Raw genomic sequence first — 14,805 nt, forward strand, 5'->3', positions numbered from 1 at the left:
CTACCCCCTAGTAATGTTTATATATAAATGATGGAAAACCAATGTAGGAAGCGCCCGGCTGCCCTACCCCTTAACGGAGCCGGCAGCGACGCCTTCAACGATATACTTCTGCAATGACAGGAAGAAGATGATAATCGGCGTAATGCCCAGCACCAGAGCCGGCAGCGCCATGTCCCATTGCTTCGAGTACTGCCCGAAGAATGCAAAGGTTGCGAGCGGAATGGTACGCAGCTCCGGACTTTGCAGGATCAAGGATGGCAGCAGGTAGTCATTCCAGACCCAGAGACAGTTCAGGATGATGACCGTCACCATCATAGGTTTCAGCATAGGCAAAACGATCCGGGCAAATACCTTGAACGGGGAAGCTCCGTCCACCGTAGCAGCCTCTTCGATTTCAAGTGGTATCCCCTTCACAAAACCATGGAACAGAAAGACCGACAGCGGTATGCCGAGGCCCAGATAGCTGAGAATCAAGCCTACGATGCTGTTGTTAACGCCCAGGAAGTTAATGACCTGAAGAAGTGGAATCATAATGGATTGGAACGGAATGACCATAGCCGATACAAACAGCATGAACACGATGCGATTGAATCTTGTATTGGACCGAACCATCCGGTAAGCGGCCATCGCGCTCAGCAGGGCGATGATCAGGTTGCTGATGACCGTAATGATGATGGAATTCGTGAATGCTTCCGGGAAGCGGGTCATTTCCCATGCCTTGCTGTAATTGTCAAAGTGAAACGCAGTCGGCCAATTGGCCGCATCCACCATAATATCCCCCAGCGATTTGACCGAGTTCACCAGCAGGAAATAAAAAGGTGCCAGAAAGATCAGAGCCACAACCACCATAACAATCTGCAATACGATATGGGAAGCCGACATCGGAGGTTTCTTCGTTCTCACTTAAGCTTCAACCTCCTTCTGTTTCGTTAATCGGACTTGAATGAGTGTGATGACCGCAACAACGAGGAAGAAAATCAAAGATTTGGCTGTCCCGAGTCCATACCGGTTATTCAGGAACGCCTCGTTGTACACATTCATGGCCAGTGACTCCGTGGAGCGATACGGTCCGCCTTTTGTGAGGGACAGGTTCAAATCGAACATTTTGAATGACCATGAGATCGCCAGGAACAAACAGACGGTGACCGCTGGCATAATGAGCGGAACGATGATGCTCTTCAGCACCTGGAAGCGGTTCGCTCCATCAATTTCAGCGGCTTCCATCACTTCCTTGGATACATTCGTAATGGACGCAATGTAGATGACCATCAGATAGCCTGACGACTGCCATACGAATACCATCACAATCCCCCAAAAGCCGGTCACTTCGTCTCCCAGCCATGGAAGATTAAAGAACGGAATTCCCGTAACCTCGCCAACGGTTGCAAAGCCCTTCACGAAGATAAACTGCCAGATGAAACCGAGCAGCAATCCGCCGATCACATTCGGCATAAAGAAGATCGTCCGCAGCCAGTTGCGCGCCCGGATGTTTTTTGTCAAGAAGTAGGCCAGGAAAAAACCGACCACATTCGTTAGAAGCACACCCACGATCGTAAACCTGGTGGTGAACCAGAACGACTGTGCGAATGCGCTGTCATTTGTGAAAATCTGTTTGAAATTGTCCAGCCCCACCCATTCGACATTCCCCGATACACCATTCCAGTTGGTGAACGAGTAATACATCCCCATCACAAATGGGATAATGATCGTAATACCGAAAAACAGCAGCGCGGGTCCGATATAAACCAACTGCTGCGTCAAGGCAGCCGTTCTCTTGCTGTTCATGTAAATCCCCCTCCGCTTGTCCTATCGTTTCTCTATCCATTTCTCTATGATTTAATTATGCTAAGATGAAGACCCTGGCACTACCATAGGATGTGAACTAATTGGTATAGAAAATTGATCGGCGGTGAAAATATTGAACTGGAACAGCATACGCACTAAATTAATTACCTTCATGATCATGGCTACCATCATTCCGACCACCATCTCCATGATCATCAGTTATGTCATGACAACCAACTCGCTCAAGGAACGGGCGGTTGTTGAGAATATGAACCTTCTCTATCAGGGACGGTTGAATTTGGAGAGCTATCTGGAAGACATGAACCGTAATTCCCTTACGGTTTATTCGGATCCGGATTTTTTCCGCAGCCTCTATTACAGCCACGAGAATATCAATGCCAGCGGCAGGCAATCCGCTACGCTGCAATCGATCAATAAAGCTATAAGCGGCGCAAGGCAGGTCTATCTCTATGTTGACGGCAAAAGAGAAGCTACGTTGTTCGCGCAGGATATCGCCAGAAAGACAAGCGATGTCGCGCTTTATCCCGAAATACCCGATCTAAAGAGCCATACGGTGTCCATTCAGCCTCCCCATCCCCTTCACACATACGGCTTTCAATTAGCCTATCCTTATGAAGCCGATCAACAAGTATTCACGATGTACCGAGTCATTGAACGAGTCCCTTCTTCGGAACGATTGGGTATTCTCGCCATTGATCTGAATATGAATTTCCTCAGCCGAATTAGCGGTCAGCTGTTTCAGCCCGAGCATGAGCAGCTCTATATTGTGAATGAAGACGGTCATGTCATGTATTCCGGTAACGAAGCCACGCTGGGTCGGCAGATCCAGGAAGACTGGTATAGCAAAATAAAGGAATCCGGCCACAAGGAAGGTCATTTCGAATATAACAACAAAATCTATTTATATAACAATATCAAGACGTCTGTCAGCGACTGGACAATGATCAAGGAAATTCCGTCCTCCTATATTCTGAGCAGCGCGGAAAAAGCGGCATTTGTCAACATTTCACTGTTAGGCGTGTCCTTGATCCTCATCATCATCGCCATGATCTGGATCTCGGTGTACATCACAGCACCGATTCGACAATTGGTAGGACTCATGAGCCAAGTGAAAAGCGGACGAATGACCGTTGATATCTCCTCCGACCGCAAGGACGAAATCGGAACCCTGCATCGCAGATTCGGCAGCATGATGGATACGATCAACAACCTTATTTTGCAGGAATACAAGCTGAAACTCGCGAACCGGACCAATCAGCTCCGGGCGCTGCAGGCCCAGGTAAACCCGCATTTTATGAACAATGCACTGCAAACGATCGGAACGCTTGCACTGGAGCATGGGATGAAGAGGATTTACTCCCTGATCTCGGCCTTGGCCCGAATGATGAGATACAGCATGTACAACACCGATAAACCGGTCACACTGAGCACAGAGCTTGATCATATCCACGATTATGTCGAGCTGCAAAAAGAGAGATTTGAGAATCAGTTCGACTTCCGTTACGATGTGGATGAGTCGACTTTGCAGGTGTTGATACCGAAGATGCTGGTTCAGCCGCTGATCGAGAACTTTTTCAAGCATGGGATGAACCCTCTGACACAAGACAATTACATCGCATTAAAAAGCCGCCGCCTCTCGGCCTCCATCGTTCAGATCACGGTCGAGGATAACGGAAACGGAATGCAGGATGAGAAATTCCAAGCACTCCAGGAACACTTATTATTGATGGAAGAGATGGATTTGGAACAGCTGCAGGTTCATTCCGAGATAGAAGCGGAAGACAGCAGCGGAATTGGGCTCATCAACATCATGACAAGGCTCAGGCTGTATTATCGCGGAAAATCCAAATTCAACATCGAAAACAACCAGCCTCACGGCTTTCGGGTTGTGCTGACTATAAATGTGGAAGGTGAAACGGATGAAGGCATTAATCGTGGATGACGAGTCTCGTGTGCGAAGAGCCATCCGGCTGCTGGTCCAGTGGGAAGAGCACGGGATAACCGATATTGAAGAAGCAGCCAACGGGCTGGAGGCCATGGAGCTGATTCCGAAGTTCCGGCCAAACCTCGTGCTGATGGACATGCTGATGCCGCTCAAGAACGGTGTCGACCTGATGGAATGGATTCACAAAAATTACCCGGATATCAAATTCATCGTTATCAGCGGGCATGACGATTTTGAATTCGTGCGCAACACGATCTGGTACAGCGGCACGGACTATATCCTGAAGCCTATCGAGGAGACCGTCATTAACCAAGCAGTCCGCAAAGCAACCACGGCCTGGAGGGCCGAGGAGCAGGAGCGCCTTGCGGCGCGGCAGCAGCATGTTCAGGTGAACGAGTACCGGCCGGTCTATTCGGAGAAGCTGCTGTCGAGCCTCATCGATGACAGGAGTGCCCACTCCCAGGTGGTCAACCGTCTCAGGGACGAAGGCATCGTACCGGAGGACACGAAGACCATACGCTTGGCCGTCATGCAGATGGACAAGACCGATCATGCGCTTTTTAACCGCTTCGGCCGCCATCTGGACCTGCTCATGTTTGCCCTGCTGAATATATGCAATGAATTTCTGCAAAAGGACCGGACCGGGATCGCCTTCCGTCACTTCGGTTCTCCGCACCAGCTGGTTATTCTGTTGTGGGATCAGCTTGCCACGCTGCCTACGAGGCTTCAAGAGATCAATCAGGGGATGCACCGCACCTTGTCGCGCCACATGCATTTTGGCATCAGTTCTGACGGCCGGTACCCCCAAGACATTCCCGAATTGTATGCCCGCAGCTCGGCTGCCCTTCATTCGCGTGATTTAACGGTGCTGAACCATTTCATCCATGATGGAGAGAAACAGCATCTCGCCGCTGCCGATCATCATAATGGCGTGCAGTTCAGCGGATTTGAAGATTCATGGAGGCTTGCTATCCTTAGCGGGCAACCCGGACCCATCGCCGAAGCAGTAGAAACCTGGATAGCGGCCATCCGCAAAAGCGGCATCCTCACGCCGGAGCTTCTGGAGCGCTGGGACCGGGAAATTGAAAGATTCGCCAACCATGTCATTCATGAAGCTGCAAACCCTTCGTCTGAAACACTATTGAAATTATACAAAGAAGAAAGCGCCAACATGGAGCGGCCAAGCCCGGACAAGTATATCTGCTCCCTGGCGGAGTGGCAGCAGCATTGGGGAGCGCTGATGAGCCTGCTGGCCTCGCTTGTGCAGTCCCAGAAGCAAACAGGTCAAGACCTGATCCATGACATTACGGCGTTTATCGAGCAGAATTATCAGAACGATGTATCCCTGTATGATATTGCAAACCGTTTTCACGTAAGCCGGGAGTACATCTCCCGCAAATTCAAGCAAAAACACGGGATTAACATCCCGGAGCATCTAAACCGGATCCGCATCTCCAAAGCCAAAATCCTGCTGCAAAACCCGGCCCTGAAGATGGCAGCGATCTCCGAGATGGTAGGCTTCAAGAACGAGAAATACTTCAGTCTTGTATTTAAGAAGCAAGAGGGCATTTCCCCCAAGGAGTTCCGCAAGCTAACGGGCGGTTATACGTAACCCGTCTAATTCACCTGTACCTTAAATTGGAACTTTTACTTGTTGTAAAACCTGAGCATACCCAAGTGGATCGTCAGATTACGGCGCTTCAACAATTGAGAAAATTATTGCAACGTCAAATCTCTCAGGCGTTGTCGAAAAGGGCAGGTTTGAGATTAGCAATCCATAAGAAACAACCCGAGTTGAATTCTGCTAAGATGTAGTTAATTTATAATATATATATCCCTTATAAACTAAGGAGAACTGAAAATGAGAAAACTCGTTCTATTTCTGCACGCATCGCTTGACGGTTTTGTAGAAGGGCCGAATGGTGAAATGGACATTGGCTGGGTTTCCTACGATGCTGATTTGGAGAAACATGCGAAAGAAATTCTGAGTACTGCCGACACTGTCATTTGGGGACGTGGGACTTATCAGATGATGCACAGTTACTGGCCATCTGTACCTTCAAACCCATCCGCTTCGCAGCATGAACGAAATCATGCCGAGTGGATCGAAAAGACAGCCAAAATCGTTTTCTCCACAACGCTGGAGAAAGTCGAATGGAATAATTCCAGACTCGTGAAAGAAGATGTCGAGGAAGAGATCAATAACCTCAAACAGCAGCCAGGCAAGGATATGGTCATCCTCGGCAGTCCTAGGTTCGCACACCACCTTATGCAGCTTGATTTAATTGATGAGTATAAAATTACGGTTTCTCCCGTCCTGATCGGTAAGGGATTGCCGTTATTCCAAGGTCTCAAGGAGAAGATCAATCTTAAGCTAATCGAAAACAAGACCTTTGATTCTGGAGCCATAGGTCTCTTTTACCAGACGGTAAGATGACCTTGTCACTTAAGGTGATTACGCTAACGGGAGACGATAGCTCAATGAACCGCCTTTTCACAAAGGCGGTTTTCTTATGGTCACAAATCAGCATTAGAATTAGAATTTAACATAGACTTTTCCAAAAACGACCCCTATCCTATTTGCTTTCATCAAAAAGTCCTCATGCTCTCTCTACCCCCTCCGCTTCTCTAATATCATCACGCCTCGTGCCGGAACTTCGCAGGTATCCCGATGCTCCTCCCCTGTCAGCAGGTCCACATAGGTATCCCCGTCCAGGGGAACGGATTTGCTCTCTGACATGTGATTAAGCACGAAGGTGAATGCTTTATCTTCCTTGATGCGTCTTGTTACCTCGACGCCTTGAGGAGCCTTCAGGACCGGCTCAATGCCATGATCGTTGCAGATGGTCTGCATCAGATCCTTCAGGAATTTGGGTTCCGGGCTTGTCGCCACATACCATGCTTTCCCTTGCCCGAAGGCGTTGACGGTTAACGACGGCATGCCCTGATAATAATCTGAGCCATATTCGGCAACAACCTCCGCTCCCTCTGCATGAATCACGTCGCACAGAATTCCGCAGTCATAGGTGCCTTCCAGACGGCCCTGCCGTCCTCGCATCACGATCTGATTGTGCTGGCCAGGTAGCAGCGCGTCGATTTCCTCGGCCCAGATTCCCATGACCTTGCGCAGCTCTCCGGGATAACCGCCCAGCGCCACCAGATCGTTCTCGTTCACAATACCGCTGAAAAAGGTTGTCACAAACGTTCCGCCTTGCGCTACAAAAGCCTCAACGCGCTCTGCGAATCCCAGCTTCGACATGTACATTACAGGTGCGATGACTACCTCATACTTCCTGAAGTCCTCTTCAACGCTGATCATATCGGTCTGGATATGCAGCTGATGCAAGGCATCATAATATTTATGGACCTCATCCACGTAATGGAGGGCCACGGTCGGACCGCTCGACAGCTCAATGCCCCATCGGTTCTCCCAGTCATAGATGATTGCGACTTTAGCGTCGGAACGGGCATCCAGAATGCGGTCCCCCAACTGCTGCAGCTCCTTGCCCAACTCCGCGCACTCGCGGAACACGCGTGTATGCTCATGGCCCACATGCTCAATGACGGCTCCATGATATTTCTCGCAGGCACCGATCGAGCGGCGAAGTTGGAAGAACATCACCGTATCCGCACCGTGGGCGACCGCCTGGTAGCTCCATAATCGCATAACGCCCGGACGCTTGGCGGAGTTATACGGCTGCCAGTTCTGCACGCTTGGCGTTTGTTCCATCAGCATAAAGGGCTGTCCGCCCTTAAGCCCACGCATCAAGGCATGCGTCATGGCAGTATAACTGAACGGAGTATCCAGCGACGGGTAGTTGTCCCAGGATACAACATCCATCTCTTTGGCCCATTTGAAATAATCCAGCTCCGGATAGAAGCCCATCAGATTGGTGGTCACCGGAATATCCGGCGTGATCCGCTTCAATTCATCCCGCTCCAGCTTATAGCATTCCAGCAGGCTGTCCGACTGAAAACGGCGGTAATCCAGGGATATGCCCTGGAAATTGGTCCGGCTGCCGGACCACTCCTCGCTTAGAGCGTTAGGCACAACAATATCCTCCCAGTCATAGAAGGTGTGGCCCCAGAAACGGGTATTCCATGCCTTGTTTACGGCATCCAGCGTCCCGTGATGCTGCTGAAGCCAGGTACGGAATGCCGCTGCACAGTTGTCGCAGTAACAGTAACCTCCATACTCGTTCGATACGTGCCAGATCAGGACGGCCGGATGTACCTTATAACGCCTCGCCAGCTTCCCGGCCATAATCGTTGCGTATTTACGGTAGGTGGGGCTGTTCGGACAGGAATTATGGCGGCCGCCGAATTTGCGTTTCCGCCCTTCATAATCGACACGCAGCACATCCGGGTATTTACGCGCCATCCAGGCCGGATGTGCGCCTGTGCTGGTTGCCAGACAGACGTACACTCCATTGCTGTACAGCCGGTCTATCGTCTCATCCAACCAGCCAAAATCATAGGTTTCCTCATCCGGCTGACTTAAAGCCCAGGCGAATACATTGATGGTAGCTACATCGATGCCCGCCAGTTTAAACATGCGGTCATCTTCCTTCCAGACATCCGCATCCCACTGCTCCGGATTATAATCGCCGCCATACCACATTTTGGGTAACTTCTCGTTAATCATATTGGACTCAGCTCCTTTAAGATTTTAGATCCGGTATACATTCAACTCGAACGGTCCATTCATGAGCAGCCCTTGCCCTTGTTCGATCAGGCCTTGTTGGTAACCGGCGTAATATAATAAGTGCTCCCGATCACCGTTTCAAACGCACCGTCCTCCTGCGTCTTCACAACACTTCCGTCTTCCCTTGTAACGATAAGAGACTCAGGGTAATTCAGCCTGCAATGCTGACCATGGGTTGAGGTGAGGCTTGCCGAAATGAGAAGCCCCTGGCTCCATTCCATATTGATGATAAATCCGCCGCGCGCCTTCAAGCCCTTTACGGAGCCTTCCCTCCATGCATAGGGCAGCGCAGGGAGCAGCTGAAGCTCCCCCAGATGACTCTGGAGCAGCATTTCCACAAGTCCTGCAGTCCCTCCAAAATTCGCATCAATCTGGAACGGAGGATGATCTCCAAGCAGATTAGGGTGCATCGAGCGGGAAATCAGCATCCGGATATAACCATAGGCCTTGTCCGCCTGCCGGAGCCGGGCAAACAAATTAATGAGCCACACACAGCTCCAGCCCGTGTGTCCGCCTCCATTGCTGATGCGGGACGATAGCGTACGATATGCGGCCTCCGCTAGCTGCGGCGTGCCTTGAAGGGTAATATCGGAACCCGGATAGAGTCCATATAAATGGGACACATGCCGATGACCAGGCTCTGCTTCCCGATAAGGCTCGCTCCACTCCATGAGTTTGCCCTCCCCGTCCATTCCGTAAGGGAGCAGCCGTGCGGCCGCCGACTCCCACTCCTCCCGCAGATCAGCATCCTGCCCCAAGAGCTGCGACGCTTCTATGCAGTTATGGAACAAATCGCGAATAATGGCCATATCCATGGTGGAGCCTGCAGACACGCTGCAAGGCACGCCTTCCGCGGTGAGGAACTGATTCTCCGGTGATGTTGACGGACTGGTCACCAGATGGCCTTTTCCGTCCTCAATGAGCCAATCCAGGCAAAACAGCGCCGCTTCCCTCATCAACGGATATGCCGTTCCCCGCAAATATTCAAGGTCTGGCTGAAATTGATAACGCTCCCATAAATGCCGGCACAGCCACGCGCCACCCATGGGCCAGAAAGCCCACATCGCTCTCCCATCGCTCGGGCTTGCCATGCGCCATAGATCCACATTATGGTGGGCAACCCATCCGCGGGCTCCGTAATGAATCTTCGCGGTCCGGCGCCCGCTCACGCTAAGCTCCCGAATCATCTGTATCAACGGCTCGTGACACTCGCTCAGATGAGTTGTCTCTGCCGGCCAATAGTTCATCTCGGTATTGATATTCGTTGTATAATCGCTATTCCATGGCGGCTGTACATGCGGATTCCATATTCCCTGCAGATGTGCAGGCTGTGTTCCCGGCCTGGAGCTCGCCATGAGCAAATATCTTCCGAACTGGAACATCAGTGCCTCCAGTGCCGGATCCTCCTGCCCTTCCCTGTACGCTTTCATGCGCTCGTCGGTCGCCGCACTCTCTGTGGACCGCTCACAATCCAGGCTTTCAAGCCGAAGATCCACACGCCGGAACAATGCTTGATGATCCTTCACATGCCTCGCGCGCAGTTCCTCATATCCATGCTGTACCGCGTCCTGAAGCCTCTTCCTGCATATAACGGACGGATCAATTCCTCCAGAGCCCGGAGAACGGTCGAAGCCTGCAAAATTCGTTGCCGCCGCAATCAGCAGGGTGACCGGGCCGCTCCCGTTGATGTGCATGCCACGGTCATCCACCGTCACCTGACCGCTGTCCGGCAAGGCCAGCAGCCTCATCTCATACCGTATGCCGAGCCCCTCTTCATAGAGTACCGACCCGGGATGATCGCCCTTGTAATTGTCAGCAATATGGGTTGGAGCATGTCCATATAACACCAGGGACCCGTCTTCCGCACAGCGGCGTGTACCATGCCGCAGCGGAGAGTCCAGCCTGATATCCAGCCGGATGTCTTCGTAATTCGGGCCCGCACAGCGTATAACCGCTACCTGGTCAACGGCACTGATGAACATGTCCCTGGCATAGGTAGCCGAACCGCCGGACTGAAAGCGAACGGACGCGATCCCCGTATCCAAATCCAGTTCGCGCCGATATTCCGTCCGGTGGCCGTGAATTCCCGACTGTCTGATCAACAGATCTCCTAGCGGCAGGAAGGACTCCGTGCCCCTTCCCACCATCTTGTCCTCAATCAGCTCCTCCGCTTCCTTGTACTTCCCGGATGTGATGAGCTTCCTTGCGGCTGCCAAATGCCGTCGTGCCTCGTAATTATTCGTGTCCCTTGGAAATCCGGACCAGAGTGTATCCTCATTCCATTGAATGCGCTCTTCCTCTACTCCCCCGAACACCATTGCACCCAGCCGGCCATTCCCGAGCGGGAGCGCTTCTTCCCACTTGGCTGCCGGTTCCCGGTACCATAGCTTTGAGGTCCATTGCTTCGCTGGATTCACTGTAATCCCCCCTTATTCCTGTTGATAAGTGTCTTCTCGAAGAGTTCTTCAAATCCTTCAACCCCCAACCGTATTTCTGCGATGAGCAAAAGGACGCAGCTATACAATCCCGGCCTTCAGATAGCGGCAAAAGGGGCCGCATGCAGCCGGCCCCTTCTATTCCCCTATTCCTTTAATCGTTCCAAAGTTTGACGCGGTCACGTACCAGCTGGGTATATTCCTGTTCCATTTTTTCTGCACCTGCACTGTTCAGCTCTTTAATGAACTGATCATACAGCCCATCGAATTTGGCCGGATCGGCCAGAATAATTTCAGGAATGCGTTTGCGGGTAATCTCCTCCACTTTTTTGTAGGTAATATTGATATTGGAGTCGCTTGGTACCGGAATGTTGTAAGCCACGCCCCATGGCTTCACTTCGAATTCTTCTTGTTTCGGCCACAGGTCCTTCCACATTTCCACGCCGTAGGCCTTCAGCGTTTCCTTGGCGGATGGCGTATAGTTCTCGATGATGGTCTCCGGGAAGTTCGTTGTATAGTAGTTGTCTGTCGAATCCTTCACACCGTCGCCGTAACGAGGGAACATGGCATTGTACAAGCCGATTCCCGTTTCTTTGGTGAAGTTGGCATTATCGTAGGTTTTGCGCTCCTGCACGTCTTCCGGAATGACGCGTTTGCCGTCCACGACGTCGTAATGCTCGCCTTCAATTCCCCAGTTCATCAAAACTTGCCCTTCCTCGGAGGCCAAATAATCCAGAAACTTGATAATCCGAACAGGATCCTTCGCGGATGTCGTAATTCCCACACCCCATCCTGCGACGTAACCCGCGTTCTGGAACGTTGCATCCTTACTGGACTCGTCCAGCTGGATCGGGAATCTTGCATACGTGCGATTTTCCTTGCCGGCGGATCTCAGCGCATTCGTTGCATTGCCGAAGCCCCACTCCTGGTCAATGACACCAAGGACGCGGCCGGAGGAAATTTTAGCTTCGTATTGGTCCGTTTTCTGTACGAAGGTTTCTTTATCCAGAAGTCCTGTAGCGTTCATATGATTCAACCAGCGGAAATACTCTTTCTCCTCCGGGCGCTTGTAGTGCAGCTTCGCCTCCACCGTTTCCTGGTCGATATAATATTCACCGTCATCGGATGCGCCGGTCGCGATGAAGGCCGGATTGGTGACGGAGATCATAATTCTCCATCCGTCCGCATTCAGCGTGAGCGGAATCGTTGGCTGTCCGTCAATGGTCGGATGTTTATCGGAATAATCCTTCAACGCTTTCTCGTAATCCTCCACGGTTTTGAGTTCCGGGTATCCGAGTTCCTTCAGCACTTCATGCTGGATCTGGAACGTGCCGCCCGCATCAAGCATCTGATGGTCCACCGCTGCAAGTGTCGGAAGCACATAGATAGCCTCGTCCTCGTTGCTCCACTTCAGACGGCTCATGTAGTCACCGTATACCTTCTTGATGTTCGGCGCATGCTCTTCAATTAAATCCGTCAAATCAATAAACGCGCCGGAATCCACGAACAGATTGGCATCGCCCTTGGCAAATACCAGGTCCGGATATTCGCCGCTCGCCACCATCAGCGGAAGCTTCTGATTGGAGCCATCCACCGCGTATTCGGCCTGAATCGTAATGCCGGTCTTCTCGGTCAGCTTCTTGCCGACCGCATCCTGCATGTTAGCCCAATTCGCATTGGAATCGGCGCTGTAATACGTCATGGTCATCGGCTCAAGCTTCTCTTCCTGCTGCGTATCGCTTCCGCCACTGCCATCTTTGCCGCCGTTGGCGCTATTGCTGCTGTCGCCGTTGCCACACGCCGCAAGAACGAACGTAGCCAGCATCATCATAGCGAGCAGCAGTGACAATCTCTGCTTGTGTTTCATTGCTTTACCCCCTAATCGATTTTTTAAATGTTCTGATATTTTTCAAAAAAATCTATCGTATAACAGGACGCAAGCCCTGCTGATACCGTACATGAATGCTAGCTTTTCACAGCGCCGAGTGTCATGCCCTTCACGAAATACCGCTGCAGAAACGGATAGACGAGCAATATCGGAACCGTGACCACAATCGTGATTGCCATTTTGATAGATTCCGGCGAGACCTGCTTCACGATTTCCGCCATATTCTGCCCGGACATCATGCCGCTGGTTTGCCCCTGCGTGCTCTGCAGCACCTTCATCAGCTCGAATTGAAGCGTCGTGAGATGGGGAGCGTTACCGTTGTAGAGATACGTATCTAGCCATGAATTCCACTGCCCGACTGCCAGGAACAACGCGATGGTAGCCAGCACGGGCTTGCAAAGCGGAAGAATGATTCTGTAATAGATCGTAAAATCGCTGGCCCCGTCAAGCTTCGCCGATTCCTGCAGCGAGTAAGGCAAGCTGTCGATGAAGGAGCGGATAACAAATACGTTAAACGCACTGACCATTCCCGGAATGATGTAGACCAGAAACGAATTCATCATGTTCAAGTCGCGGATCAGAATGAACACCGGAATCATGCCGCCCGAGAAGTACATCGTCAGCGCAAGAAAGGTCGACATGAACTTCCTTCCCTGAAAATCCATTCGGCTGAGGACATACCCCAGCATCGTTCCGCTAAGCAGACCAAGGAAGGTTCCTGCCAGCGTTCGAAGAATGGTGATTTTTGAACCGGTAATCAAGCCTTCGTATTTAAAGATCTGCACGTAGTTCTCCAGCGTAAACTCCCGTGGCCAGATGTAGATTCCCCCGCGCACCGTATCAACGGAATCGTTCAGCGATATCGCAAGAACGTTCAGGAACGGATACAGGGTGACAATCATGACCAGCATCATAAATGTAAAATTGAAAATATCAAACACGCGGTCGGAGAGCGTGGGCTTGAATGCTGTTTTGGTTCGTGCCATGCTGCTTCCCTCCCCTTACATAATGGATTGCTTGGTGAATTTTTTGAACACCCCGTTGGCGAGCAGCAACAAGATGATACTTACGATGGAGTTAAACATCCCGATTGCCGTACCGAATGAGAAACGTCCCATGCCAAGCCCATAGTTCAGAGCATACAGATCCAATACTTCCGAGTAATCAACCACCAGCGGGTTGCCCAGCAAAAACTGCTTCTCGAAACCGATACTGATCAGATGCCCGATCGACATGATCATCAGAATAGCAATCGTAGGAGCGATGCTGGGCAGCGTGATATGCCATATCTGGCGAATCCGGCTCGCACCGTCGACCTTGGCTGCCTCAAACTGCTCCTGGTCAATCCCTGAAATCGCTGCCAAGTAAATGATCGCGCTCCAGCCCATTTCCTTCCATATATCTGAACCCGTTACGATATACCAGAACAGATTCCCTTGAGCCATAAACTGTATCGGCTGATCGATGAAGCCCAGCCACATCAGCAGCTGATTGACAGCGCCTCCATCTGTGGACAGCATCTTGGTTACGATACCGGCTACCACAACCCAGGACACAAAATGCGGGAGATAAGATATCGTCTGTACCGTCCTCTTGAATACGCTTCCACGAAGCTCATTCAACAAGACTGCGAATAGAATCGGAATCGTAAATCCGACAATCAATCCCATGAAACTCATGGCGAGTGTATTTCGCAGCACCAGATAAAACTTATCGTCAGAGAACAGGGCGATGAAATGGTCCAGACCCACCCACTTCTGGTCAAATATGCCCCTGCCGGGCTTATAATTCTGGAATGCCATCAACCAGCCCCATACCGGCATGTAACTGAAGATGAACACAATGACGATAAATGGGAGCGACATTCCATACAGTACTTTCTGCTCTTTGAAAGTGGCCCAGAAGCCTTTCTTTCTCTTTGCGGCAGGTTGGATGCTGCCTTCTGTCTTTGTTACCGCTTTCAAACCAACCCCTCCTCTCTTGTATATTCTGATGATAAACCAGGCTGCGGCAGGGAAGTACCCAA

Annotated in this window: 10 protein-coding genes; 3 read left to right on the forward strand and 7 right to left on the reverse strand. The window is 51.1% G+C overall.

What is annotated here, in order from left to right; genetic code table 11:
• Window positions 1–63 precede the first annotated feature (63 nt).
• Both PVOR_RS27105 and PVOR_RS27110 read right to left on the reverse strand, forming a co-directional pair.
• On the reverse strand, window positions 64–882 hold the full coding sequence (locus PVOR_RS27105) for a carbohydrate ABC transporter permease (RefSeq protein ID WP_036643633.1): 819 nt from the start codon (window positions 880–882) through the stop codon (window positions 64–66).
• 21 nt (window positions 883–903) lie between these two features.
• Window positions 904–1,785 (reverse strand): carbohydrate ABC transporter permease, encoded by an 882-nt coding sequence (locus PVOR_RS27110; RefSeq protein WP_006212759.1) that lies wholly within the window; start codon window positions 1,783–1,785, stop codon window positions 904–906.
• Window positions 1,786–1,963: 178 nt separating this feature from the next.
• Between PVOR_RS27110 and PVOR_RS27115 the strand changes: the two genes are divergently transcribed.
• From PVOR_RS27115 to PVOR_RS27125, 3 genes are all read left to right on the forward strand, one after another.
• Complete coding sequence (locus PVOR_RS27115; RefSeq protein WP_234973111.1) at window positions 1,964–3,748, forward strand: cache domain-containing sensor histidine kinase; 1,785 nt, start codon at window positions 1,964–1,966, stop codon at window positions 3,746–3,748.
• On the forward strand, window positions 3,726–5,363 hold the full coding sequence (locus tag PVOR_RS27120) for a response regulator transcription factor (protein WP_006212761.1): 1,638 nt from the start codon (window positions 3,726–3,728) through the stop codon (window positions 5,361–5,363). Before PVOR_RS27115 ends, PVOR_RS27120 begins: the two co-directional genes overlap by 23 nt.
• A gap of 249 nt (window positions 5,364–5,612) precedes the next feature.
• Window positions 5,613–6,188 carry a dihydrofolate reductase family protein gene (locus PVOR_RS27125; protein ID WP_006212762.1) on the forward strand — a complete coding sequence of 192 codons (576 nt, stop codon included), beginning with the start codon at window positions 5,613–5,615 and terminating at the stop codon, window positions 6,186–6,188.
• A gap of 174 nt (window positions 6,189–6,362) precedes the next feature.
• Here PVOR_RS27125 and PVOR_RS27130 read toward each other — a convergent pair whose 3' ends face one another.
• The 5 genes from PVOR_RS27130 to PVOR_RS27150 form a co-directional block, all read right to left on the reverse strand.
• Window positions 6,363–8,396, reverse strand: a complete 2,034-nt coding sequence (locus PVOR_RS27130; protein ID WP_006212763.1) for a beta-galactosidase — start codon at window positions 8,394–8,396, stop codon at window positions 6,363–6,365.
• 86 nt (window positions 8,397–8,482) lie between these two features.
• Window positions 8,483–10,873, reverse strand: a complete 2,391-nt coding sequence (locus PVOR_RS27135; RefSeq protein ID WP_006212764.1) for a glycoside hydrolase family 95 protein — start codon at window positions 10,871–10,873, stop codon at window positions 8,483–8,485.
• A gap of 172 nt (window positions 10,874–11,045) precedes the next feature.
• A complete protein-coding gene (locus PVOR_RS27140; RefSeq protein ID WP_006212765.1) occupies window positions 11,046–12,758 on the reverse strand; it encodes an ABC transporter substrate-binding protein in 1,713 nt (570 codons plus the stop codon).
• Window positions 12,759–12,856: 98 nt separating this feature from the next.
• Window positions 12,857–13,765 carry a carbohydrate ABC transporter permease gene (locus PVOR_RS27145; protein WP_006212766.1) on the reverse strand — a complete coding sequence of 303 codons (909 nt, stop codon included), beginning with the start codon at window positions 13,763–13,765 and terminating at the stop codon, window positions 12,857–12,859.
• A gap of 15 nt (window positions 13,766–13,780) precedes the next feature.
• Entirely contained in the window at window positions 13,781–14,743 is a 963-nt protein-coding gene (locus PVOR_RS27150; RefSeq protein WP_006212767.1) for an ABC transporter permease, read from the reverse strand.
• Window positions 14,744–14,805: the final 62 nt, after the last annotated feature.

Source organism: Paenibacillus vortex V453 (assembly GCF_000193415.1).
In the GTDB taxonomy this organism is placed as follows: Bacteria; Bacillota; Bacilli; order Paenibacillales; family Paenibacillaceae; genus Paenibacillus_AQ; species Paenibacillus_AQ glucanolyticus.

Bases quoted from the DNA above. Each gene is read 5' to 3' on its own strand.
- PVOR_RS27130 (WP_006212763.1), bottom strand. From the start codon at position 8,396: ATGATTAACGAGAAGTTACCCAAAATGTGGTATGGCGGCGATTATAAT.
- PVOR_RS27125 (WP_006212762.1), top strand. From the start codon at position 5,613: ATGAGAAAACTCGTTCTATTTCTGCACGCATCGCTTGACGGTTTTGTA.
- PVOR_RS27120 (WP_006212761.1), top strand. From the start codon at position 3,726: ATGAAGGCATTAATCGTGGATGACGAGTCTCGTGTGCGAAGAGCCATC.
- PVOR_RS27145 (WP_006212766.1), bottom strand. From the start codon at position 13,765: ATGGCACGAACCAAAACAGCATTCAAGCCCACGCTCTCCGACCGCGTG.
- PVOR_RS27140 (WP_006212765.1), bottom strand. From the start codon at position 12,758: ATGAAACACAAGCAGAGATTGTCACTGCTGCTCGCTATGATGATGCTG.
- PVOR_RS27110 (WP_006212759.1), bottom strand. From the start codon at position 1,785: ATGAACAGCAAGAGAACGGCTGCCTTGACGCAGCAGTTGGTTTATATC.
- PVOR_RS27105 (WP_036643633.1), bottom strand. From the start codon at position 882: ATGTCGGCTTCCCATATCGTATTGCAGATTGTTATGGTGGTTGTGGCT.
- PVOR_RS27115 (WP_234973111.1), top strand. From the start codon at position 1,964: ATGGCTACCATCATTCCGACCACCATCTCCATGATCATCAGTTATGTC.